16 protein-coding genes are annotated in these 23,377 nt (G+C 69.2%); 9 read left to right on the top strand and 7 right to left on the bottom strand.

What is annotated here, in order from left to right:
* Window positions 1-34: 34 nt before the first annotated feature.
* Window positions 35-664: a ScbR family autoregulator-binding transcription factor gene (locus tag ACZ7OH_RS44605; protein WP_470286460.1), complete on the bottom strand. Its 630-nt coding sequence runs from the start codon at window positions 662-664 to the stop codon at window positions 35-37.
* A 230-nt stretch (window positions 665-894) separates the two neighbouring features.
* On the opposite strand from ACZ7OH_RS44605, the gene ACZ7OH_RS44600 reads away from it, so the two are divergent.
* Entirely contained in the window at window positions 895-1,836 is a 942-nt protein-coding gene (locus ACZ7OH_RS44600) for a ScbA/BarX family gamma-butyrolactone biosynthesis protein (RefSeq protein ID WP_470286459.1), read from the top strand.
* A complete protein-coding gene (locus ACZ7OH_RS44595) occupies window positions 1,833-3,053 on the top strand; it encodes an NAD-dependent epimerase/dehydratase family protein (RefSeq protein WP_470286458.1) in 1,221 nt (406 codons plus the stop codon). Before ACZ7OH_RS44600 ends, ACZ7OH_RS44595 begins: the two co-directional genes overlap by 4 nt.
* Before the next feature lie 45 nt (window positions 3,054-3,098).
* On the opposite strand, the gene ACZ7OH_RS44590 is transcribed toward ACZ7OH_RS44595, so the two are convergent.
* Window positions 3,099-5,027, bottom strand: a complete 1,929-nt coding sequence (locus ACZ7OH_RS44590; RefSeq protein ID WP_470286457.1) for a putative Ig domain-containing protein — start codon at window positions 5,025-5,027, stop codon at window positions 3,099-3,101.
* Between the two features lie 310 nt (window positions 5,028-5,337).
* Between ACZ7OH_RS44590 and ACZ7OH_RS44585 the strand changes: the two genes are divergently transcribed.
* The gene (locus ACZ7OH_RS44585) at window positions 5,338-6,330 is read left to right on the top strand and encodes a permease (protein ID WP_470286456.1); all 993 of its coding nucleotides are present in this window, start codon (window positions 5,338-5,340) and stop codon (window positions 6,328-6,330) included.
* On the top strand, window positions 6,327-7,016 hold the full coding sequence (locus ACZ7OH_RS44580) for a TIGR03943 family putative permease subunit (RefSeq protein ID WP_470286455.1): 690 nt from the start codon (window positions 6,327-6,329) through the stop codon (window positions 7,014-7,016). The genes ACZ7OH_RS44585 and ACZ7OH_RS44580 overlap by 4 nt, the downstream gene beginning before the upstream one ends.
* Here ACZ7OH_RS44580 and ACZ7OH_RS44575 read toward each other — a convergent pair.
* Window positions 7,013-7,348: a helix-turn-helix domain-containing protein gene (locus ACZ7OH_RS44575; protein ID WP_470286454.1), complete on the bottom strand. Its 336-nt coding sequence runs from the start codon at window positions 7,346-7,348 to the stop codon at window positions 7,013-7,015. The genes ACZ7OH_RS44580 and ACZ7OH_RS44575 overlap by 4 nt on opposite strands.
* Before the next feature lie 69 nt (window positions 7,349-7,417).
* A complete protein-coding gene (locus ACZ7OH_RS44570) occupies window positions 7,418-8,101 on the bottom strand; it encodes a TetR/AcrR family transcriptional regulator (protein WP_470286453.1) in 684 nt (227 codons plus the stop codon).
* A gap of 117 nt (window positions 8,102-8,218) precedes the next feature.
* On the opposite strand from ACZ7OH_RS44570, the gene ACZ7OH_RS44565 reads away from it, so the two are divergent.
* Window positions 8,219-8,941, top strand: a complete 723-nt coding sequence (locus tag ACZ7OH_RS44565) for a hypothetical protein (RefSeq protein WP_470286452.1) — start codon at window positions 8,219-8,221, stop codon at window positions 8,939-8,941.
* A gap of 221 nt (window positions 8,942-9,162) precedes the next feature.
* Here the strand turns inward: ACZ7OH_RS44565 and ACZ7OH_RS44560 are convergent, their stop codons facing one another.
* Both ACZ7OH_RS44560 and ACZ7OH_RS44555 read right to left on the bottom strand, forming a co-directional pair.
* A complete protein-coding gene (locus ACZ7OH_RS44560) occupies window positions 9,163-10,053 on the bottom strand; it encodes a glycosyltransferase family 2 protein (protein WP_470286451.1) in 891 nt (296 codons plus the stop codon).
* 154 nt (window positions 10,054-10,207) lie between these two features.
* The gene (locus tag ACZ7OH_RS44555; protein ID WP_470286450.1) at window positions 10,208-10,660 is read right to left on the bottom strand and encodes a hypothetical protein; all 453 of its coding nucleotides are present in this window, start codon (window positions 10,658-10,660) and stop codon (window positions 10,208-10,210) included.
* Window positions 10,661-10,936: 276 nt separating this feature from the next.
* On the opposite strand from ACZ7OH_RS44555, the gene ACZ7OH_RS44550 reads away from it, so the two are divergent.
* From ACZ7OH_RS44550 to ACZ7OH_RS44540, 3 genes are read left to right on the top strand one after another with little or no spacing between them, the layout of a single operon-like run.
* Window positions 10,937-15,265 (top strand): LamG-like jellyroll fold domain-containing protein, encoded by a 4,329-nt coding sequence (locus tag ACZ7OH_RS44550; RefSeq protein WP_470286449.1) that lies wholly within the window; start codon window positions 10,937-10,939, stop codon window positions 15,263-15,265.
* A gap of 37 nt (window positions 15,266-15,302) precedes the next feature.
* Complete coding sequence (locus ACZ7OH_RS44545) at window positions 15,303-21,830, top strand: RHS repeat-associated core domain-containing protein (RefSeq protein WP_470286448.1); 6,528 nt, start codon at window positions 15,303-15,305, stop codon at window positions 21,828-21,830.
* Complete coding sequence (locus tag ACZ7OH_RS44540; protein ID WP_470286447.1) at window positions 21,827-22,198, top strand: SCO4402 family protein; 372 nt, start codon at window positions 21,827-21,829, stop codon at window positions 22,196-22,198. Before ACZ7OH_RS44545 ends, ACZ7OH_RS44540 begins: the two co-directional genes overlap by 4 nt.
* A 125-nt stretch (window positions 22,199-22,323) precedes the next feature.
* On the opposite strand, the gene ACZ7OH_RS44535 is transcribed toward ACZ7OH_RS44540, so the two are convergent.
* Window positions 22,324-22,935 carry an 8-oxoguanine DNA glycosylase OGG fold protein gene (locus ACZ7OH_RS44535; protein ID WP_470286492.1) on the bottom strand — a complete coding sequence of 204 codons (612 nt, stop codon included), beginning with the start codon at window positions 22,933-22,935 and terminating at the stop codon, window positions 22,324-22,326.
* 158 nt (window positions 22,936-23,093) lie between these two features.
* On the opposite strand from ACZ7OH_RS44535, the gene ACZ7OH_RS44530 reads away from it, so the two are divergent.
* Entirely contained in the window at window positions 23,094-23,372 is a 279-nt protein-coding gene (locus ACZ7OH_RS44530) for a hypothetical protein (RefSeq protein WP_470286493.1), read from the top strand.
* Window positions 23,373-23,377 lie beyond the last annotated feature (5 nt).

Raw genomic sequence — 23,377 nt, 5'->3', positions numbered from 1 at the left:
CGCAACCCACCGGACCGCCCGTTCCCGCGAAACCTCAGACCGCGGCCGTCACCTGCGCCGTCCCCTCCGGGACGAACCGGTGCAACCGCCGCGGCGGGACCACCGAGCTCAAGATCGTGGTCCACATGAACGTCACCCGCTCGAGCAGGTCCATCCGGCCGGTCAGCACCTGGGAGCTCAGCTGGATCCCGGTGAAGGACGCCTGCACGAACACCGCCAGGTCGTACGCGTTGACTTCCTTGCGCAGGTCGCCCGCGGCCTTGGCCGCGAGCAGGCAGCCGTGGATCGTGTCGATCCACCGCTTGTACGCGCTGCCCGCCGGCGCGATGAACGAGCCCTGCTCGATGACCAGCCGGATGCTCGCCCGGACGCGCACGTCGGACTGCAGGCTGGCCGCCATCTCCTGGGTCAGGTCGATGACCGTCTGCAGCCCCGGGTTCTCGATCTCCGCGAGCGGGTCCCAGACGGTGAACTGCTCGTCGATCAGCGCGTCGGCGAGGTCTTCCTTCGACTTGAAGTGGAAGTACAGCGCACCCTTCGTGACACCCGCCTCCGTCAGGATGTCCGAGAGGCTCGCGCCGAGGAAGCCGACGGCGTCGAACCGCGAGGCGGCCGCCTCGAGGATCGCGTTCCGTGTCTGCTCCGCACGCTCTTGGCGAGCCACGTCAGCCCCTCTCACTCTGGCCGATCAGTCCACAGTAGACCATTCGGCGGTACTCCCGGGTCAGAGGGACAGTCTACGTCCCCAGGGCCGGGAAAGCCATCAAAAAAAACCGCTCGGTTGGTATGGTTTTACGTGTCCGATTCCGCTAAAACTGATGCGGGGGGCACTGGGGTACTGGGGTTGGACATTCTAGGAGGACCGTCATGGTCGGCATGATGCTTCAGGAGTCTGTGCGCGAAATACCGGAAACCAAGATCGACACGATCCCGTCGGTGAGCTCGGTCGACTTCCAGCAAACGATTCCGCGGAGCCTCGTGCACCGCGCGGCCGTCTCGGAAGTTTTCGTCACCGACCTGAACATCCTCGGCGAAGGCCGGTTCGAAGTCGGTGCGCAGTGGCCGCGCCGGCACAGCTTCTTCGGGCCGCGGACGCCCGTGTTCCACGATCCGATGCTCTACGCGGAGACCGTCCGCCAGGCCGCGCTGCTGATCGCGCACCGTGCGTACGGTGTTCCGCTCAGCCACAGCTTCCTGTCGGACCACAAGGCGTACGACGTCGACGAGCAGGGCCTGGCCACCCGGGGCCGGCCGGTCGACGTGGTCCTGCGGGTCAGCGCGCACGAGGTCGAGTTCCGGGGCAAGAACGTCGGCGGCATGCGGCTGGACTTCGAGTGCTTCCGCGACGGGCGCCTGATCGGCACGGCGTCGGAGCGCTGGCGCTGCGTGTCCTCGGCGGTCTACCGCCGGGTGCGGGGCGACCACTTCGCGGCGACGCCGTTCCAGGCCGAGGTGCTGCCCGCGGTCGTGCCGGCCTCGGTCGGCCGCGACCGCGTGGAGGACGTCCTGGTGGCGGCGACGCCGACGGACGGCACGTGGGCGCTGCGCTTCGACCCGGACCACGCGGTGCTCTTCGACCACCCGGTCGACCACGTGCCGGGCATGGTGCTCCTCGAAGGGGCGCGCCAGGCGGCGCTGCTGGCCGTCGGCGACCCGTACGCGCTGCCCGAACGCGCGGACTTCCGCTTCGACTCGTACGTCGAGTTCGATTCGGAGTGCCTGCTGGTGGTCGACGCGGACCCGGCCGGCCCGGGCCGCACCCGGACCGTGCGGGTCGACGTCCGTCAGAAGGGCGCCACGGCCGCGAGCTGCACGCTGGCACTGCACTTGTCGTGAGAACCGGTGAGCAGGACCTCCTGGTCACCGGCGCGACCGGCTTCGTCGGCACGGCGGTGCTGCGCGAGCTGGTCGCCCGCGGCGAGGGCGCGCGGGTCCGCGTCCTCGCCCGTCGTCCGCTGCCGGGGTGGATGACCGACGCGGGCGTGACGACCTGGCGCGGCGACGTCACCGACGCGGCGGGCCTGGTGGGGCTGTGCACCGGCATCACGACGCTGGTGCACCTCGCTTCGCAGGTGGGGGGTGACCAGGAGCTGTGCACGGCCGTCAACGAGGACGGCACGGCCAACCTCCTGGCGGAGGCCCGCCGAGCGGGCACGGCGGAGGTGCTGTACCTGAGCACCTGCGCGGTCTACCGGGACGGGGTGCACCGGGGAGCGCTGGAACCGGCGAGCGAGCACGGGGGTAAGGGGGCTGGGTCCGGTCCGGGGACGGACCCAGCGTTGGAGGTCGGTCGCGGCGGGTCGGGGCCCGATCTGGGGGCGCTGGCCGGTCGCGATGGGCGGGAGAGCGAGTTCAGTTCGGGTTCGCCAGCAGGTCGCGGTGGGCTGGGGTTTGCTCCAGGGTCGCCGACCGGCGGCGGGCCGGACTCGACCCCGGGTTCGCAAGCCGGCGGGCCGGAGGGCGAATTCGACCCGGCCGGCGGGTCTGCGCCCGCGACCGGGCCCGCGTCCGCCACCAGCCGCAGCAGGCTGGCCGGTGAACGGCTCGTCCTCGCCGCCGGTGGGGTTGTGCTGCGGCCGCACCTCATCCACGGGGCCGGTGACCGGCACGTCGTGCCCGCGCTGGCCCGGTGGATCAGCGCGGTGCCCGCGTGGGCGGCGGGCGGCGAGGCCCGCACCTCGCTCGTGGCGGTCGCCGATCTGGCCGCCGCGATCGTGGTGCTCGCCCTCAACCCCGGCACCGGCGGGACGGGCGAGGTCTACCACGTGGCCGACCCCGACCCGGTCCGGCTGCGCGGCCTCATCACGGCCGTGTGCGAGCTGCTCGACCTGCCGGTACCGGTCGCGGACCTCTCGCTGACCGAGCACCGGGACCGCACGCGCGCGGCCCTCCCGGCCCTCACCGACCACCAGTACTCCCTGCTCACGCGGGACCACTGGTACGACAGCACCCGCATCTGGGCCCTGACGGGCGTTTCGCCGGGCCCGGGCTTCGGCCCGCGCCTCGCCGAGGCGGCCGCCTGGTACCGCGGGTCACTGGGGGCGGCCCGGTGAGCGAGGTAGACCGTCCATTGCGGACGGTCTACCTCGCTCACGCAGTCAGCTCAGCGTCACCGCCGTGTCGTCGACGCAGAAGGACGTCTGCAGGGACGAGTCTTCGGTGCCGGTGAACGTCAGCGTCACGGTCTGCCCGGCGAACGCCGAGACGTCGACCGTGCGCTGCTGGTAGCCGGTCGCCTTGTCCAGGTTGGAGTAGGTCGCCAGCGTCGTCGACCCGGCCTTGACCGTCAGCTTGTCGTACTGCGTCGTGGTCGTGGTCTCCGCCGAGTCGATGTGCAGGTAGAAGCTCAGCGAAGCGTGGCACCCGCTGGGGATGGTCACCGCCTGCGAGAGCGTGTCGGTGTGCGTGGTGCCGTAGCCGTTCAGGTAGGCGAGGTACGTGCCGGAGTGCGGCGCTTCACCGTCGGCGGACGTGGTGATCACGCCGCTGGACGCCGTCCACGCCGTCGCACCGCTTTCGAAGCCGGGGTTGGCCAGCTTCTGGCCTGAGCAGCCGCCGCCCGGGGACGTGATGGTCCACGTGAACGTCGTGCTGCCGGTGGCGCCGGAGGAGTCCTTGGCGGTGGCGGTCACCGAGTACGTCCCTGCCGTGGTCGGGGTGCCGGAGATCAGCCCCGAAGAGCTGATCGACAGCCCGGCGGGCAGGCCGGTGGCGGTCCAGGTGTAGCCGCCGCTGCCGCCGGACGCCGACAGCTGCAGGCTGACCGCGGTCCCGGTGACGCTGCTCTGGTTACCCGGGTTCGCCGCGGTGACCCCGCCGGAGGACGTCCCGGCGGTGAAGGCGGCGGTCCCGTTGGGCGTGCCGAGCCCGGTGGGGCCGTCCCAGCCGGGGCCCGCCTGGCACTGCACGGTCGTCGAGCAGCTGCCGTTGCTGCCGGAAGTGACGTCGTTGAGGTTGCCCGCGTGGGAGTAGGGGTAGGCGGCGGCCGTGTCGGACGCGCCCGGGGTGCCGGCGAGCGCGTAGACCGACGCGATGATCGGGGAGGACGCGCTGGTCCCGCCGTAGACGGCCCAGCCGCTGCCGCCGTAGGTCTGGTAGACCGCGACGCCGGTCTGCGGGTCGGCGACCGCGGAGACGTCGGCGTTGGCGCGCTTGGCGCACCCGGTCGTCACGTTCTGGAACGCCGGCTTGGGCACGCTGGTCGAGCAGCCGCTGCCCGCGCCGCTCCACGCGGTTTCGGTCCAGCCGCGGGTGCCGCCGCCCTGGGTGAGGGAGGTGCCGCCGACGGCGGTGACGTACTGCGACGAGGCCGGGTAGCTGATGCCGTAGCCGTTGTCACCGGTGCTCGCGGTGATCGCGACGCCGGGGTGGTGGAAGTAGCTGGAGTCGGAGGTGTTCTCGGTGCCGTCCTCGCTGCCGCCGTAGCTGTTGGAGACGTACTTGGCGCCCAGGGAAACGGCGGTGTTCACCGCGGTGCCGAGGTCCGCCATGCTCGGCTGGTTCGACTCGACGAGCAGGATGTGGCAGTTGGGGCAGATCGCCGAGACCATGTCGACGTCGAGGGAGATCTCACCGGCCCAGCCGCTGTCCGCCGTCGGAAGTGGGCTGCTTTGCCCGTTTTCGTTGACCTTCTTGAAGCAGCCGTTCGCGGTGGTGCAGGCGGGCAGGCCGTAGGTCGACCGGTAGGTGGCGAGGTCGGCTTCGGCGTTCGGGTCGTCGTTGGAGTCCACAATGGCCACGGTGGCCGACGCGCTGCCGCTCGCCGTGAGGTTGTACGCGGAGCGCAGCCCGCTCGGCCCGAACCCGCTCGGCAAGGCGTTGGGGGCGAGCGCGGCGCGCATGGTGTCGGTCTGGCGTTCGGCGAAACACGTTGCCATGCCCGGTTTCGCGGTCTGCGCGCACACGCGGGCCGTCGGGTGGACGGTGGTGCTCGTGGCGGACGCCGCGGTGGCCGGGAGCGCGGGGGTGGTCAACGCCAGTGCCGCGAAGCCGGCGACGGCGAGGATTCTTCGGGGTGGACGGCGCATCGAGCCCTCCTGGAGGGAAGTCGTGCGGACGGGGGACCCATGGGTGTCCTGTTTATACATTCCGCCGGGCGCCGGCGGTCCCTTTCCGAAGGGGGGCAATCAATTGCCCGGCCGGGACTGCGCCGAATGGCCCGCGGACCAATCGGTTAGCGCGGCCCGTTCCCGCCCGATCGGGACGAATCGGCGGGTGTGCGTGGCCGACTTTCGTCGCGAACCGCCCGCGACTTTAGTCGGGCCGGGCGCGGTGAACCCCGTGGCGCCGCCGTCCGTGTCAGGAACGGGGTACGGAGCGGAAGTACGGGAGCCTGTGGTGACTGCCATCGACGAAGACCGGGACCGGCGCGGGCAAGCGGGCTGGAACGTCGACCCGGTCCTGATCTTGACCTTGGTGCTGCTGCTCGGGTTCCTGGCCCAGGGGCCGGTGCGGCGGTTGCTGGCCACCCCGGTGCTGCAGAGCTGGCTGACGGTGTTCGTGGCGGTGGTCGTGCAGGCGCTGCCCTTCCTGGTCGTCGGCGTGCTGCTGTCGGCCGGGCTCGCGGTCTTCGTCCCGCCGTCGTTCTTCACCCGCGTGCTGCCGGAACGGCCGACGCTGGCGGTGCCGGTCGCCGGGCTGGCCGGGGCGGTCCTGCCGGGGTGTGAATGCGCGTCGGTGCCGGTGGCCGGCGCGCTGGTGCGCGGCGGCGTGACGCCCTCGGCCGCGGTGGCGTTCCTGCTGTCGGCGCCGGCGATCAACCCGGTGGTGCTGACGGCGACCGCGGTCGCGTTCCCCGGGCAGCCGCGGATGGTCGTCGCCCGGTTCGCGGCGAGCCTCGCGGCGTCCTGCGTGATGGGCTGGCTGTGGCAGCGGCTCGGCCGGCCGGACTGGCTGCGGCCCCGGGCGCACGCGCACGGTGCCGGCGAGGGCCGCGGCGAGGCGTTCTGGGGCTCGGTCCGCCACGACGTCATGCACGCGGGCGGGTTCCTCGTCGGCGGGGCGATGGCCGCCGCCACCCTCAAGTCCGTGGTGCCCTCGAGCTGGCTGTACGCCGCGGCCGGCAACCCCGTGGTGGCGGTCTTGGCGCTGTCGGTGCTCGCCGTGCTGCTGTCGATCTGCTCGGAGGCCGACGCGTTCGTCGCGTCCTCGTTGACGCAGTTCTCGCTCACGGCGCGGCTGGCGTTCCTGGTCGTCGGCCCGATGATCGACCTGAAGCTGTTCGGCATGCAGGCCGCGACGTTCGGCCGCGGGTTCGCGCTGCGGTTCGCGCCGGTGACGTTCGTCGTGGCCGCGGGGACCGCGGTCCTGACCGGCGCGGTGCTGCTGTGAACCGCACGGTGCAGGCGATCCTGCTGTTCCTCGTCGGCGGGGTCCTGCTCCACGCCGGCGCGACCGGGCTGTACCTGCGCTACGTCAAGGCCGGGTTGCGCCCGCTGGTGCTGGCGGCCGGGGTGATGCTGGTGGTCGCGGCCGTCGCCACCGTTCGGTACGCGCGGCGCCGCCCGGCCGGGCCGCCGGGGCCGCGGATCTCGTGGCTGCTGGTGCTGCCGGTGTTCGCGCTGGTCCTCGCCGCGCCCCCGGCGCTGGGCTCCTACAGCGCGATGCGCACGGGCACGGCGGTGACCGCGCCGCGGATCGTCGCCCCGCTCCCGGCCGGCAACCCGGTCCCGTTGACGGTGATCGGCTACGCGGACCGCGCGGTCTACGACCACGGCCGGTCCCTGGCCGGGCGCACCGTCACGCTCACCGGGTTCGTGGCGTTCGACCACGACGGCGCGCCCTACCTGATCCGCATGCTCCTCAACTGCTGCGCCGCGGACGCGCAGCCGGTCAAGGTCGGCCTGACCGGGCAGGTGCCCCCGGTGCTGCAGCCCGATTCGTGGCTGGAGGTCACCGGCGCCTTCACCCCCGCGCAGGCGAAGGACCCGGTGAACGGCGGCACCATCCCGTTCCTCGACGTAGCGCGGGCCCAGCCCGCGCCGGTTCCGGACGACCCGTACGAAAGCCTCGGCTAAGAAGTCCCTTCGACGCCGTACCGGGCCGCCAGCTCGGTCCGCGACCGGATGCCGAGCTTCGCGTACACCCGGGTCAGGTGGTACTGCACGGTTTTAACCGAAAGGAACAGCTCCGCGGCGACTTCCTTGTTCGACCACCCCTGGGCGACCAGCCGGCTGACGGCCTCCTCCTGCGGTGTCAACCGCGAGCCGGAGCGGGCGAGGTGCACCCCGCCCGCCTTCAGCTCGCGGTCGCACCGCTCGACGTACGTCGTCGCGCCCATCGCGGCGAAGCCGTCACGGGCCGCCGTCAGCACGACGTCCGCGCGGGCGCGGCGGCCCAGGCGGCGCAACGTCTGCCCGTAGCCGAAGTCAGCACACTCAGCTCGGCATGAGCGGACGTTGGTGTGGGGTCGATGTGGTCATGGCGCGGCGCCGGAGGCTTGCTGAGGCATCCGGCTGAGGCCGTCGAGGATGAGGTCGAGCCCGAATTCGAACTCGTCGGCGAACGTGAACCCGGTCTTCGCCAGTTCGGTGACCACCTCCGCGAGGTAGGGGTAGTCCTCGAGTCCCGACGGCTGCCGGTCCACGACGGCTTCCTGCCGCCGCGCGGCTTCCGCCGGGATGTCGCCGGCGAGGTTCTTCTCCTGGAGAGCGAACCCGTAGACGTAGGCGTCCATCAGGTTGTACGCGTGCACGGCCATGCGGAAGGGAAAGCCCGCGTCACGGCGGAGGCATCGCATCACGGCGTTGTGGTGGTGCAGGTTCGCCGGTCCCGGAGTGCCCGTCTCCATCCGGCCGACCGCCCACGGGTGGCGGAGCAGAGCCAGCCGCATCGACGCCGCACGGCGGTGCATGGCGGTCCGCCAGCCGACGTCGACGGGTACCTCGACCTCGGCGAAGACCAGGTCGACCATGCCGTCGAGGAGCTCGCGCTTGTCCGCCACGTGCTTGTAGAGCGCCATGGGTACGACGCTCAACCGGGCCGCGAGCCTGCGCATGGTCAGGGCCTCGAAGCCGCCTTCATCCGCCAGTTCGACGGCGGCGCCCAGCACTTTGGCGCGGTTGAGCCGCTCCCGGCCGCCGGCCGCGGCGGTGTCCTGCATCGGGGTCCTCCACCTCCTGACGGGGGTCCGGTCTTGACAGGTGTACATCGTACGCCTAGCTTGAGTGTCGTAAAGGTGTACGTTGTATACCTCCTATTCCGCTCGGAGGAGCAAGGCATGAGCGCCACGCCAAGACCCGGCAAGACGAAGCAGTTCTCCTTGGCGCCCAGTGAAAGGAGCCTTTCGCAGGCCGCCGGAATCGCTGCCGCGATCGCGGGGGCACTGTTCATCGCGGTCCAGATCGGCCACCCGGCCATGGACGTCTCGCTGGTCACCACCACCGACTGGGCCGTGCGCAGCGCGGCGAAAGCGCTCATGGCCGCGCTGGCGCTCGCCGGCATCACCGGCATGTACCTGCGTCAAGTCCGACGGACGGGAATTCTCGGCTTCCTCGGCTACGCGTTGTTCGCCGTCGGCTACCTGCTCATGTTCAGCATCGAGGTCGTCGCCGCCGCCGTTCTGCCCGCGCTGGCACCCACGGCGCCCGGCTATGTCGCCGATGTCCTCGCCGTCGCCTTCGGCGGCACCGCAACCCATGGCATCGGCGGCATGCAGACCGTCATCGCGGTCAGCTCCGTCGGTTATCTCGCGGGTGGATGCCTGTTCGGAATCGCGTTGTTCCGGGCCCGCGTCCTCGCCCGGTGGGCGTCGGCACTGCTGGCCGCGGGCACTGTCGCGACGGTCGCGCTCGCGGTGCTCCCGGAGTCGTTCAACCGGCCGTTGGCCGTTCCGACCGGAGTGGCGTTGATCGGCTTGGGCATCTCGCTGTGGCGGGCCCGACCAGCCACGGGCAGCGACAACTCGCCGCCTCCCCCTGTGGAACACGTCGCCGCGCGATGATCATCGACGTCGGCACCACCCGCACTGCGCGGCGGAATGCGCCGCTCGGCAGAGATCGTGAGCAACACCGCGGGTGCGGCCGCCTGGTACGCGTGGCGGGGATGAGGCAGTATCCCGGTCCCCACGACTCACGCTCGTCGGCATGACCGGATGCGAACGCCAGGACCCTTTGTTGCCCGGTGTCGACGCCTTCGCCTCGATGAGGTCCGCGCCCGCTGAGGCTACGGTTCGCGGAGGACGTCTTTCAGAGCGTCGGGGATGACCGCGGTCGGCAGGAGTTCGGTAAGCCGGTCCGTGAGCCGGCTGTCGCGGACGAGGGTTCCCTCGGCGAGGCCGGCGCTGACGGCGGCCGCGTCCGGCTGCCGCTGAGCCCAGGCTCGCGCCAGGTCGTCGTCGAGCAGAAGTTGGTAGTCCTCGCGCATGTGCCACCCGATACCCGGGTCAAGTCGCGTGTTGGCGGCAAACGCGGAACCCGCATTGGCGACTTTGCGCGTGAACTGTTCCAGCCCGCGGTCGGGCACGTGCAGGATCGCCAATGGCCGCTCGGCGGCAACTCCGCCCGGAACCCCGGTCGCGCTGTGGTTGCCGAAGCCGACCGTCACCCCGGGGTCGGCTCGGTGGCACACCTTGTTCCCGATCCGGGTACCCCGAGCCGACAACGCCAGTGTGTCGCGCAGGACGTGCGTCGACGGCCACGGGCCTTTGCGGGCGGGGTCGGCCACGAGGTTGTCGCGGACCATCTCCACGGTGCCGCATCGGCTGTCGATGGTGGCCAGCGCGTCCGGGATGGCGGTGCGGTTGACATCGGTGGCCGTGCCGGGCCAGAGGAACTCGTCGGCATCGCCGTTGATCACCCAGTCGGCGCCGTGCGACTCCGCCGCGCGCCGGGCCATCGCCGTGACCCATCGGGCCTGCTCGTAGTCGCGGCCTGGCTCGTGCCGCAGCTCGAGTACCCCGGCGTCGCGGTAGCGTTCCAGGATTTCGGTGGTGCCGTCGACGGATCCGTTGTCCGTCGCCACGATGAAATCCACTCCCGCGGCGAGATGGTGCTCCACCGTGGCGGCCACGATGTCGGCCTCGTCGCGCACCAGCAACGTCATCACGATCCGCACTCGCCAACCCCCAGTCGCTTGGAACGGCGATCAGCATACAAAGTCGGAAATCAAGCGAGTCAACGGCTCGTCCCTATGTTCGAGGAGACGGCGGAGCAGCGAATGCGTTCGAAGAACCACTGCCCCGGCGCGTTCCTCTGTGCTCTTGCTTCAGTTACGTCCTGCGATTGCGCAGGAGAACGATCAGCGCGCCGACAAGCACAACACCTCCGGCCACCATCAGTACCGTGCTGACGACGTCGACAGCCTCACCGGTGTCGGGTGAGACCCGCAGCAGCGTGAAGACCGCAGCCAGCACGATCAGCATGCCGATGGTGACGCTCAGGAAGACCTTGCGTTGCCGCGTACCCATGGGTTCGCCTGGTCCATCCCGGTAGCCGCAACTGCCTACGCTCTCGGCGCGTTCGGCATCATGCTGTGGAACGTGCGGGCCGTGGTGAGCCGCCAACAGCTCATCCCCCGCGAGTTGATGGGCCGAGCCACCAGCAGCTACCGGCTGATCGACTGTGGCGCCGGACCCATCGGTGCCGCTCTGGGCGGCCTCCTCGGCTCCGTGCTCGGGGTGCGAGCGCCGCTCATCGTCGGCGGGCGGCCCTGGCGCTGTCATTTACTGGTCTCGCGCCTGGCCGCGTTGGAGCCCAGCGGGCCGGGTCCAGCCTGGCCGGCCTCGAGTTGTTGGCGACGAAGGCCGGCTATGTAGACAACTTATGTCAATTGGTCGCAAATGATCTCGGATGCCGCATTGTCGGATTTGCCGGTATTGGTGACTTTCTCGTGAATACCCCGCTTGGCCTATTCCCTTTCGCGATCTGATCAGTAAGGGTGATCTTGGGTTCGTCGGGGGCCCGGCTGTGTGCTGGTGCTCTTTGGCGAGGGGGATCTCGTGAGTGTATTCGGCGTGCCTTCGCGCGCGCTTTTCCTGGCAGCTGTCGTCGGTATCGGCGGTCTGTCGGTGCTGGTGGCTCCGGCCGCGTCGGCTGCGGTTTCGGCGCCTGACCAGGCGCCGGATGAGGCGACGGCCTCGGCGTGGGCGCGTGCGGCCGGCAAACAGGTCTTGGTCACGTCGATGACGACGGAGACGTCCCAGACGGTGGCGAATCCGGACGGCTCGTGGACGTTGACCGAGTACACGCACCCAGTGCGGGTCAAGCACGGTCCTGCGTGGACACCGATCGACACGACGCTCTTGCGCAACGCCGACGGGGCGGTGACGCCGAAGGCGACGGTGCTGGACCTCGCGCTGAACGCGGGTGGCACCGGGTCCGTGGCCAAGCCCATCGTGCAGGCCGGCGAGGCGGGCAAGGAGGTCGGTCTGAAGTGGACGAAAGACCTCCCGGCACCGTCGTTGTCCGGGGACACCGCGACCTACGCCGAAGTACTTCCGGGAGTGGATCTGACGGTCCGGGCGCTGCCGGAGGGCTACACCGAGAACCTCGTCGTCAAGACGCGGGACGCCGCGCAGAACCCGCAGTTGCGCGAGATCCCGTTCGGGCTCCACACCAAGAACACCACGGTGTCCGTGGCGCCGGGCGCGGGGCGCGGTACACCGAACTCCGGTGCAAAGCCCGCAGACGGGCTGGAGGTCAAGGACACCAGCGGAGCGGTTGTCTTCGCCGGTGACGCGTCACGCATGTGGGATTCCTCCGGTGCGGGGTCCGAGGCCGAGCGGCAGCTGGGTTCAGGTGGTGGTCACCGCGAGGCGGTCATGGGGGTGAAGCTGTCCTCGGACACGGTCGCGATCACGCCCGACCAGGCCTTCCTCGCCGACCCGGCGACGCGGTACCCGGTGGCCCTCGATCCGGACACCTGGTGTTCCACCTGCGGGATGCAGGCGCATGCGGTGGTGCAGTCCGGGTTTCCGGACGCGCGCAACTACAACGCCTCCGACGGTGCTCTGTCGGATCTCAAGGCGGGTTACGAAACCGACGACCGGGCGGGCACCTCGCGGTCGTACCTGCAGATGAACACCGCGCAGATCGCCGGGACCGTCGTGCATTCGGCCAGCCTGAACACCACGGTCACGCACACCTACAACTGTTCGAACGCGGCGGACACCGACCTGTGGCTGACCGGCCCGTTCGGCGGGGACATCACGTGGAACAACCAGCCGGGCTGGAGCTACTACATGTCGTCGGTGAATGTCGCCAACTGCGGCAACGCGCCGGATGTGAGCGGGCAGTTCGATGCTACGCACGCGGCGCAGGACGCGGCGGCGGGCCGCTGGCCGAACGTGTCGCTCGCGCTGGTGGAGGACGGGCAGGGCGGCGGCGTGGCTACCTGGCGGCGGTTCGCGCTGAACCCGTACCTGCAGGTGAACTACGACTCGGCGCCGAACCCGCCGACGGCGTTGTCCATGCAGAACGGGTTGCTGCCGTGCACGAGCGGGACGAACCGGCCGTGGGTGTACACGAAGAACCCGCAGCTGGCGGGGAAGGTGTCCGACCCGGACGGTGGCACGCTGTACGCGAAGTTCGCGGTCGCGTACGGCGCACTGGGGCACAACGTGTACGCGCACGACAACGGCGGGAACATGGTCGCGGTGGGCACACCGGGCCAGAACCAGCAGGCGACCGCGCAGCTGGCCGCGGTCCCGGCGGGCTGGATCAACGAGGACGGCATCTACAACTGGTCCATGCAGGCCACCGACGGTGAGCTCTGGTCGAGCTGGGTCGGCAACTGCGAGTTCACCGTGGACAGCAAGGTACCCGCGCAACCGGTGGTGGCCATGCCGTCCTGGACGCATCCGGCGGTGCAGGGTGATCCGGTCGAGTTCAGCATCTGGACCGGGATGGCCACCGACAACTTCTACGACATCGACCACTTCATCTACACGACCGACGGATCCGAACCACAGGTCCAAGGATCGCCGAGCGTTCCGGCGACGCAGTCGACCGACGGTGCCGGGAAGATGGTCGCGGTCGGCGGCATCAAGGCGACCGCGCTCAACGGGAACCAGAACATCATCAAGGTGAAGTCGGTGAACAAGGCCGGCACTGCGAGCCCGGACGCCCAGTGCGTGGTGCTCACGGATTCGAACCCGACACTGGACCCGGCTTCGTGCTCGTACCACGTGGAGCCGGTCACGCCGGGCAAGAACCTCACGGCCGCGTGGAGTGCCGACGAGCCGTCGGGCACGACGCTGGCGGACACGGCTGCGGGCACGCCGGGGAACGCGGGTCTTGCCGCGCATCCGATGACGACCGTCGGCGGGGTCACTTCGGGGCCGGGCTACGACCACGGGAACAGCTGGACGCACCCGGACACCAACGGCTACGGCGAAGGCACGAAGGGCGCGATCGGTCTCGACGGCACGACCGGCTACGCCAGGACCGCGGACCAGGCGATCGACGCGTCGAAGTCGTTCACCGTGGCTGCCTGGGCGAAGCTCGCCGATACGACGCATTCGCAGACCGTCATCGCGCAGGACGGGACCCAGGCGATGCCGTTCGCGCTGCAGTACAACAAGGAAAACAACGCCTGGGCGATGCGCGTCACGGCGGGAGATTCGGCCACGCCGGCGGCCCTCTGGGCCTTCTCCGGCGGACCGCCCCAAGTCGGCGTGTGGACTCATGTGGCGGGGACGTATGACGCGTCGACCCAGGTCGCCACGCTCTACGTCGACGGTGCGAAGCAGAGCACGGCGATCGCCCAGCCGTGGGCCGCGACCGGACCGGTGGTGCTGGGCGCGACGAAGTGGTCCGGGACTCGCGCCGACTTCTTCCACGGCGCGCTCGACGACGCTCAGGTGTGGCAGCGAACGTTGTCCGCGGCGGACGTGCGAGACCTCGCCAACACCGCGGCGCCGGTGGCGAACTACGGCTACGCCGAGGGCTGCGCGCCGGAGCTGACGGCGGGAACGTCGCGGGTCACGTCGTTGCAGGCGGCGTGGATGCTGGGCGAGAAGGCCGGTTCGATCGCGAAGGACGCGACCGGCAACGCGAACGCGATCACCCTGACGGGCGGGTACACCTGGACTACCGGACGCAGCGGCGGCGGGGTGCAGCTGGACGGCACCGGATCCGGCTCCACCGCCACGTCGGTGGTGGACACGACGCAGTCGTTCACGGTGTCGGCCTGGGTGAAGGCCGACGACCTGAACAGCGACTACACGGTCCTGTCCCAGAACGGCGTCAACACGCCGGGTTTCGTGCTGCGATACGCGAAGAGCAGCAACCGGTGGGCGTTCGGGATGAACCCGTCGGACACCGCCGGCGCCGCCACCCAGTGGGCGACCGGAACCTCGGTGCCGCAGGCCGGCGCGTGGACGATGGTGACCGGCACGTTCGATCGCGGCGCGCTGCGGATCAGCCTGTCGGTGAACGGGAAACGTGAGGCGAGTGCGGACGTTCCTGCGGCGTGGAACGCGGCGGGCGCGTTCGTCCTCGGCGGTGAACCCGGGGCGAAGAACCTCTTCAAGGGCGTCTTGGATCAAGCCCGGGTGTGGGGCAAGGCGCTGAGCGGCGACCAGATCGCGGCCATGGCCGGCGCCCGGTACTACGACACGGTCACGCAGGGCAGCGCCACCGCGACTGGCGGCGTCGCGCTGGCCACGGAACAGGACAGCGGCGGCAATCCCGCTGACTGCGCGGCGAAGTTCGACAGTTCCTGGACGGGCCACATCGACGCGGCCAAGCCGACGGACCTGCGTACCGACAAGTCGTTCACCGTCGAAGGCTGGGTACGCCACGACTGGACGGCCGCGGACGCCTCGGCACGCGGTGCGGTCGACAACGTCGCCCGCACCCTCGTCAGCATGGACGACGGCCAGGCATCGCCGTTCATCCTGGGGTACCAGCCGTGGACGGACTCCGGTGGTGCGGTGCACGGCCGGTGGTCGTTCCTGCTGCCGAGCGGGACCGCGGACGGGAACGGCACGTCGATCGAGTTCAGCGACTCCGACGTCGTGAACAACACGTGGACGCATCTGGCCGCGACCTATGACCTGAGCACCAAGACGATGGCCCTCTACGTCAACGGCGTCCGTCAAGCGGGTCTCCTCTACACACCGTCGGGTAATGCCTCCGGGATCACGGCTCGCGCGGCGACGGGTGGCCTCCTGGTCGGCGAAGCGGTGTGGACGAAGGTGCACACCAACTACTTCTACGGTGGTATCGCCGGAATCCGCGTCTACTCCGGGGTTCGCAGCGACACCGGAATCGTCATCGACAAGAGGATCGACGACCCTGGCGCCCTCTTCGGCGTCCGCCACTGAATCTCGTACCGGCTTCCGCACACAGGGGTAGGTTCACATGATCGTCAGACGTGCGCGTTTCCGCTTGCGGGCGACCGCGGCCGGCGTCGTCCTGGTGCTCCTCGGCTCGGCGCAGTCGGCTGCTGCCGCGACCGGCACGGGATGGCACGGACTGGGCTGGGATCTCCCGCCCCTGCAACAGACCGCTTCGGTCAAGGGCGCCGACGGCGGCTTCCTGCCGGTGACGAAGCCGAAGGCGATGGCGCCCGCGGCCGTCGCCCAGGCCAGCTGGCCCACTGCCGGGAGCAGTGACGTCGACCTGTCCGCGCCGAGCGGCACCGGCCACGTCAAGGTGGCGCGAGCCGGGCAGAAGCAGGCACGGGCGGCGACCGCGAAGGGGACGGTGAAGGTCACCACGCTCGACCAGACGGCTGCGGCCAGGGCCGGGATCAAGGGCGTCCTCATGCAGGTGGCACCGGTGTCCGGCGACACCGGCGGCCCGCTGCAGCTCGACCTCGACTACCAGAGCTTCGGCGCCGCGTACGGCGGTGGCTTCGGCGACCGGCTGCACCTGGTCCAGTACCCGTCCTGCCTGCTGTCCACTCCGGACCGGCCCGAGTGCCGCGTCGGAACGCCGCTGGCGTCGGACAACAACAGCCGCACGCACCATGTGACCGGCGAACTAGCGCTGCCCGCGACCACGGCCCAGGCCAACACCGCCGAGGCGAATACCGCCGCCGCGAAGTCGGCGGTCGTCGCGGCGGTGGCGGGAACGGCCGGTGGCGGCGGGAACTTCGGCGCGACCGATCTCAAGCCGGCCGGGTCGTGGACGGCGGGCGGCTCCTCGGCCGACTTCCGCTTCTCCTACCCGATCACGACGCCATCCTGGCCGGGTGGCTCGGTGCCGTCGATCAGCCTCGACTACTCCTCCAGCGCGGTCGACGGGCTCACCTCGGCGACGAACAACCAGGCGTCGGGCATCGGCGACGGCTGGGGGCTCAGCGGCGGCGGGTTCATCGAGCGGTCGTACAAGGGATGTTCGCAGGACCTCGGCGGCAACAACGGGCAGACCAAGACCGGCGACCTGTGCTGGTTCAACGACAACGCGACCATCTCCTTCTCGGGCGCGAGCGGTGATCTGGTGCTCGACAAGGCGACCGGCACCTGGCATCCCAAGGACGACGACGGGACGCGCGTCGAGCGGTTCACGAACACCGTGAACGGCGACAAGTTCAACGAATACTGGAAGGTCACCACCCCGAACGGGACGCAGTACTTCTTCGGCCTCAACCGCCTGCCCGGCTGGGCGAGCGGCAAGGCGGAAACCCAGTCGACGTGGACGGTTCCGGTGTTCGGCAACAACTCCGGCGAACCATGCAACGCGGCGACGTACGCGGCTTCGTGGTGCCAGCGTGCGTGGCGCTGGAACCTCGACTACGTCGTCGACCCGCACGGCAACGCGGTTTCCTACTACTACCAGCCCGAAACCAACAACTACGGGCTCAACCGCAACGCCTCCACCGCGAACGACCCGGGGACGCCCTACACCCGTGGCGGCTATCTCACGAAGATCGAATACGGCTTCAACACCACCCTCGGCGATGTCTTCGGCCATGCTCCGGTGCAGGTGCTCTTCGACACGAGTGAGCGGTGCGTGCCCAGTGGCACTGTCACGTGCGACCCCGGCCAGCTGAACTCCGGCACCGCGACGTCGTGGCCGGACGTGCCCTCCGAGCAGATCTGCGCGCAGGGCGCGGTGTGCGTCTACGGCTCGCCGACCTTCTTCTCGCGCAAGCGGTACACGAAGATCCGGACTCAGATCACCGACGGCGGCTCAGGCTGGAAACCGGTCAACGACTGGGCACTCGGCCAGTCGTTCCCGGCCGGCGGCGACGGGAGCCCGGCGGCGCTGTGGCTGGATTCGATCACCCAGACCGGCCGGGTCGCGAGCCCCTCCACGGTCGGCAACGCGATCACGCTGAATCCGACGACGTTCCACGGGGTCCTGAAGGCCAACCGCGTCAACGCCAACAGCCAGTACACGGCGATCACGCGCAACCGCATCGATGCGATCACCAATCCGCAGGGCGGGCTCACGACGATCACGTACGCGGACCCGGAATGCGTGCCCGGCGTGCAGATGCCCGCCAGTCCGGAGTCCAACACACTGTCGTGCTACCCGGTCTACTGGACCCCTGGCGGTGCGACGGACCCGGTCCTGGACTGGTTCAACAAGTTCCGCGTCACCGACGTGCTCGAAGACGGCCGGACCGTGTTGTCCCAGGTCAAACGCACGCACTACGAATACCTCGGCGGCGCGGCGTGGCACCACGATGACAACCCGCTGACCGATCCGAAGTACCGGACGTGGTCGGACTGGCGTGGCTACGGCGACGTGAAGACGACTGTCGGTCAGGCAGGCAGCGATCCCGCTGGGCCGCCGGTGGTGTCCGAGTCGATCTACCTGCGTGGCATGGACGGGGACACCTTGCCAGGCGGTGGCACGCGCAGTGTCAGCGTGAGCAGCGACAACTGGAAGGAGTCGATCGCCGACCGGAAGGAGCTCCGCGGGTTCGTCCGCGAGACCGTCTCCTACCTGAACGGCAAGCCGCTCGGCGGAGCGCTCAACGATCCCTGGGTTTCGGGCCCGACGGCCACCGATGCCGACGGGCGCGCCGCCGCCTACGTCGGCACCGAGACCAGCCGCACCCGCACCTGGCTTGACGCGGCCAACACCTGGCGCGTCGCGCGCACGCACACGACGTTCGGCAAGTACGGGCTCGCCACGCACGTCCAGACGGAGCCCGACACGGCCGATCCCAAGCAGACGACCTGCAGTATCACGCAGTACCTGGAGAACACCACCGACTGGCTGCTGACCTCCTCGAGCGAGGTGCAGAAGGTTTCGGGGCCGTGTGACGAGACGGCGAACCCGCCGGGCCCGGACAACATCATCACCGACACCCGGACCTACTACGACGATCAGGCCCTGGGCGTGGCGCCCAAGAAGGGCAACGTGACCCGGATCGACGGCTTGCAGTCCTGGGCCGCGGGGAGCGCGGAAACGTTCAAGGCGCCCGCCTCCACGTCGGTGTACGACGTGTACGGCCGGGTTACGAGTGCCGCGGACGCACTCGGCCTGACGACCACGACGGCATACACCCCGGCGACAGGCGGCCCGGTCACCCGGATCGTCACCACCAGCCCACCGATCAGCGCGACCAACACCACCAAACTCACCGAGATCAAGGACTTCGACCCGGTCTCCGGGGCGCTGACCGGCGAAGCGAACCAGAGCGGTCTGCGCACGGACGCGACGTTCGACGCTCTCGGCCGCACGCTGGCGGCCTGGAAACCGGGCCACAGCAAGGCGGCTAACGCGCCGGCCGACGTGACCTACTCGTACACGGTCAGCAACACCGGTCCCAGCACCATCGTCACCGCAGGACTGCTCGCGAACGGGCAGTACGCGAGCTCCTACAGCCTGGTGGACGGGCTCGGCCGGACCGTGCAGGCGCAGAACCCCGCACCCGACGACAGCGGCGGACGGGTGGTCACCGACTCGATCTACGACTCCCAGGGCCGGGCCTGGAAGAACCACAACTCCTACTGGAACAGCACCGCACCCGGGTCGACACTGCTCGTCGTTCAGGACAACGCGGTGCCGAACACCAACGCCACGACCTACGACAGCGCCGGGCGCGCAATCGCGACCGCGTACCTCGCCAAAGGCACCGAACAATGGCGCACCACAACGATCCCGGACGGCGACCGCACCACGACGCTCCCGCCGGCGGGCGGCACCGCCACGACCACGATCACCAACGGCCTGGGCCAGCGGACCCAGCTGCTGCAGTACAAGGACCCGACGAGGACGTCTCCCGGGTCGCCCACGGACACGACGACGTACACCTACACGCGCAGCGGTCAGCAGGCGAGCATCACCGACACCACGGGCAAGAACGTCTGGACGTTCGCCTACGACTTGAACGACCGCAAGATCTCGTCGTCCGATCCGGACACCGGGACGACGACGTTCACCTACGACGACGCCGGGAAGCTGACCAGTACGACCGACGCCCGGCACCGGCAGATCAGCTACACCTACGACAACCTCGGCCGGAAGACCGCGGAGTACGACGGCGACGTCACATCGGGCACGAAGCTGGCCGAGTGGACCTATGACACGCTGCTGCCCGGGCTGCCGACCGCGGCGATCCGGTACGCGGACGGCAAGACGTACCGGAAGGATGTCGCCGGCTACGACACCGCCGGGCGGTCCACCGGCACCACCGTGACGATCCCGGCGGGGGAGACCGGGCTGGCCGGGACGTACCAGTTCGGGGTCACCTACGACCCGAACTCCGGTGCTGTGCGCACCACGACCAGCCCGGCGGTGGGCAGGCTGCCCGACGAGGAGATGTCGTTCGGCTACTCCACGTTGGGCGTGCCGCTGACGATGCTGGCCGCCGACTCGAGCGGTGGCGCGACGCAGCTGGTCTCGCAGACGAAGTACAACCCGATGGGGCAGGTGCTGCGGACCAACTACCAGGACGCGGCGAACCCGAATCAGGTCTCCGTCACCAACACCTACGAGGACGGCACGAACCGGCTGGCCACCACGCAGGCCCAGCGGGCCACGTCGTCGAACTATTGGATCGCCAACCGCGTCTACACCTACAACCCCTCCGGCGGCATCACCAAGATCACCGACACCCCGGCCGGCGCGCCCGCGGACACCCAGTGCTTCCAGCAGGACTACCTCCAGCGGCTCACCCAAGCCTGGACGCCGTCCGTGGGCGACTGCACCACCGCACCCACCACCGCCGGCCTGGGCGGCGCGGCGGCGTACTGGACGTCCTGGACGTTCGACGACATCGGCAACCGGAAGACGCAGGTCCAGCACACGGGCGCGGGTGACATCACAACGACGTCCACTTACCCGGCCTCGGGTGCCGCGCAGCCGCACGCGGTTCAGGCGACGAACACGACCGGACCGGCGGGTACGACGCAGTCGGCGTACAGCTACAACGAAAGCGGGAGTACGAAGAGCCGCGGTCCGAACGGCGCGGCGCAGACGTTCACCTACGACGCCGAGGGGCACGTCGCCACCGCCACCGAGGCCAATGGCGCGGCCAGCAGCTACCTGTACGACGCCGACGGCGCGTTGTTGATCGCTCGCGAGCCGACCGGGACCACACTGACCGTCGGCGACACCGAGCTGAACGTCCCCACCGGTGGGACGAAGGCGCTCGGCACCCGGTTCTACAGCTACAACGGGCAGGTGATCGCCACTCGCAAGGGCGATGTCGGGCTGACGTGGAAGCTGTCCGATCACCTGGGCACGACGTACGCCACGGTGGACGCGGGGAACCTGGCGGTGTCGAAGCGCTGGCAGGACCCGTACGGCCTCACCCGGGGTGCGCCGCCGTCCACCTGGCCGGACAAACACGGCTATGTCGGCGGCTACCAGACCACGACGGGACTGACCCATCTCGGCGCGCGTGACTACGACCCGGCGACCGGCCGGTTCCTGAGCGTCGACCCGGTGCTGAACCCGGCCGACCCGCAGTCGATGAACGGTTACGGCTACAGCGACGCCAATCCGGTCAACCTTTCCGACCCATCGGGTTTGTATGTGGTGGGTGGTGAGGACCCGAATACCGGGGTGCCGTACGGCGTCAGCTACAACGACCACGGCGGGGCGACGCTGGTCGGGATCTTCCCGGAGAGTGAGCTGGCCGGTGCGGCGTTGCTCAATCCGGGGCAGGCGAGGCAGCAGCGTGCGTATCACGCGCGTGTGCGTAGGGCGGAGCTCAATCGTCATTTGTCGAAGTATGCGCCGACAACGAATGACTATGTCCGCTTGCAGAACTACTGGTCGATGATAGGCACTGCTTACAATGACCGGGATTTCTGGGACACGGCGACCGGGGCCGGCAGCGAGCACGCGTGTTTCGGAGCGCGTGGGTGTCAGATGGCGTGGATTCACCTCGAGGAGAACCCGAACGACATCGAGGGCGCCAAGAGTATTGCTGCGTTCTACTGTGTCGAGAACTACGAAGAGTGCGCGCATACGAAGTTCTGGGACGACAACGTCCATCAGATGTTCCAGGACTTGCTGATGCTCGGCGCGATGGGTCTCGGCGGCGCGGGGAGCGCGGCGGACGGCGAAGCCGCAGCGGCGACCGGGGTCGGAGGCGCGGCCAGAGCCGAGGTGGAAGCCGAAACAGCAGCCGCAGCCCAACGGGCCGTCAAGACGGACGAAGCGGGTGTAGGCGCGGGTTGGTATCCTGAGACCGGAGGTAAACTGCCGGAAGGTTGGGGCGAAGGGAAGCCCAACAAGAAGGGCGTGGGTTTCCGCTGGCAGGATCCCAAAAACCAAGGAAACGGAGTTCGTATCGATCAGGGGAATCCCAATTCTCCTTTCCCGAGTCAGCAGGTCGACCATGTGATTGTCCGCGTCAACGGCAAGGTGATTGGACGTGATGGTAATCCGATTAGCGGTGCCATCGATCAGGATCCCACTAACGCGCACATACCGCTTAGTGAATGGCAGAACTGGTCATCTTGGAGTAGGCCGTGAATGACGTTCGATTTCCGGCCATGCGGAACGAGATCGTTCGAGCGGTGAAAGCTCTGGCGGATCCCGAGTATCAGTGGTCTGCGTGGGTTCGGCGAGAGTTGCCGCCTGGGCAGTACGATGAGTTTACTCATCGAATCCATATCCTTTACGACGATACGCAAGTGTTGGAAGACCCGGCGGCTGCCGTCGGCGTCTATCTTTACTCTCGCGAGGAAGCCGATGCGATGGCAAAATTGGCGGCAGCGCTGGACGCCCTGTTCGCTGAGTTGGGAACCGAGCTTTCCGACGAGGACTACCTTCGGGCGCGAGCATGGTCGTCTGTCGTGGCGGCAGCGAGGGAGGCGTTGGGCTCGCTGGAAAAACACTGATGCGGCCTGTCTGTGGTTGACGACTGCTACGGCGGGTTGAACTGTTGTCTGAGTCCCTGCGGTGGCGGGCGCCTGCTCGCCATGGACGATGCGGTTCCGTGCAGTCGAAACCTGCACTGACGGGACTATGTCAGTCGCGTGGCCGGCCCCGTGTTGAGCTGCCGAGCACCACTTGCCGAGGCACGCACTGCGGCATGAGCGTGCGTTCGTCCGGACGACAGCCAGGAGCAGGGTAAGGGCGAGCGGAAGTCATGCGACAAACGGTGCGTCTTTTGCGACAGTGGGCCGTACCCGACCGGTCCGTAGCCCCAGATCATCGCGACCAGGAACGCCTGCTCAGCGCCCTCGGCGGTCCTGGCGTGCGCCGCGTGGCGGGTGGCTTCGGCCCGATCGATCCGCTCGGGCAGGGCGTTGAGGAAGGCGTGATGCTGCGGGAAGTGCCGGAGCCACGATGGACGCGACCAAACCGAAGGCGGCTGCGGCGGTTCATCGCGTTCCCGCCGTCGCTGAACGGCAGCTTTCAGCGCGTCTGGAACTGGCGCTTCGGAGTGTTGTCCACGCGTCCCTCGTCGGGTGTGCCGGGCTCGCCCCCGACGCGAGCCCGGCACACCGTATCCCCTGGTGGCCTCCCGTGGCTCCCCAGCCGTCGAGGACGCCGGTCCCCGTGCGCGGTCCCGACAACCGCGCACGCCGGTGAAACCCGCACCCCAGCGGTCCGTGACGAGATTGCAGATCATGAACACCCAATCGGGGGATGCTCGATCACCATGCCAAGGACAGTCCTGCGCGCTCGTTGCCGAGTTTCCGCAGTTAGACCGGGATGGTGCTCGGGTTGCGGAGTCGCGCAGCCGGTTACGGCAGTCGAGGGTGACTGTGGTCTATCCGGGTTACGTTGGTGACCTGCGAAGTCATGCGGCCTGCCGATCTGCGGGAGCTGGTGGCCGGGACGGAGGCGGTCATGGCGACACGAGGCGGCGCGGTCGGCGGGGTGCCGGTCTGGATCGAGCCGATGCTCGCGACACCGGACGGCGGCCGGCTGCCGACCGGCCCGGGGTGGGCGTATGAGTACAAGCTGGACGGAACCTTGATGCGCCCCGGGTTCTGTGCAGGCTCTGATCTCAGGGAGGATGCAGAGCATGCCGGCACCGAAGAAGTACAGCGACGAGCTGCGTGAGCGGG

It is taken from the genome of Amycolatopsis sp. NPDC114478, assembly GCF_055633805.1.
This window is presented reverse-complemented; position numbering and strand designations above follow the sequence as displayed.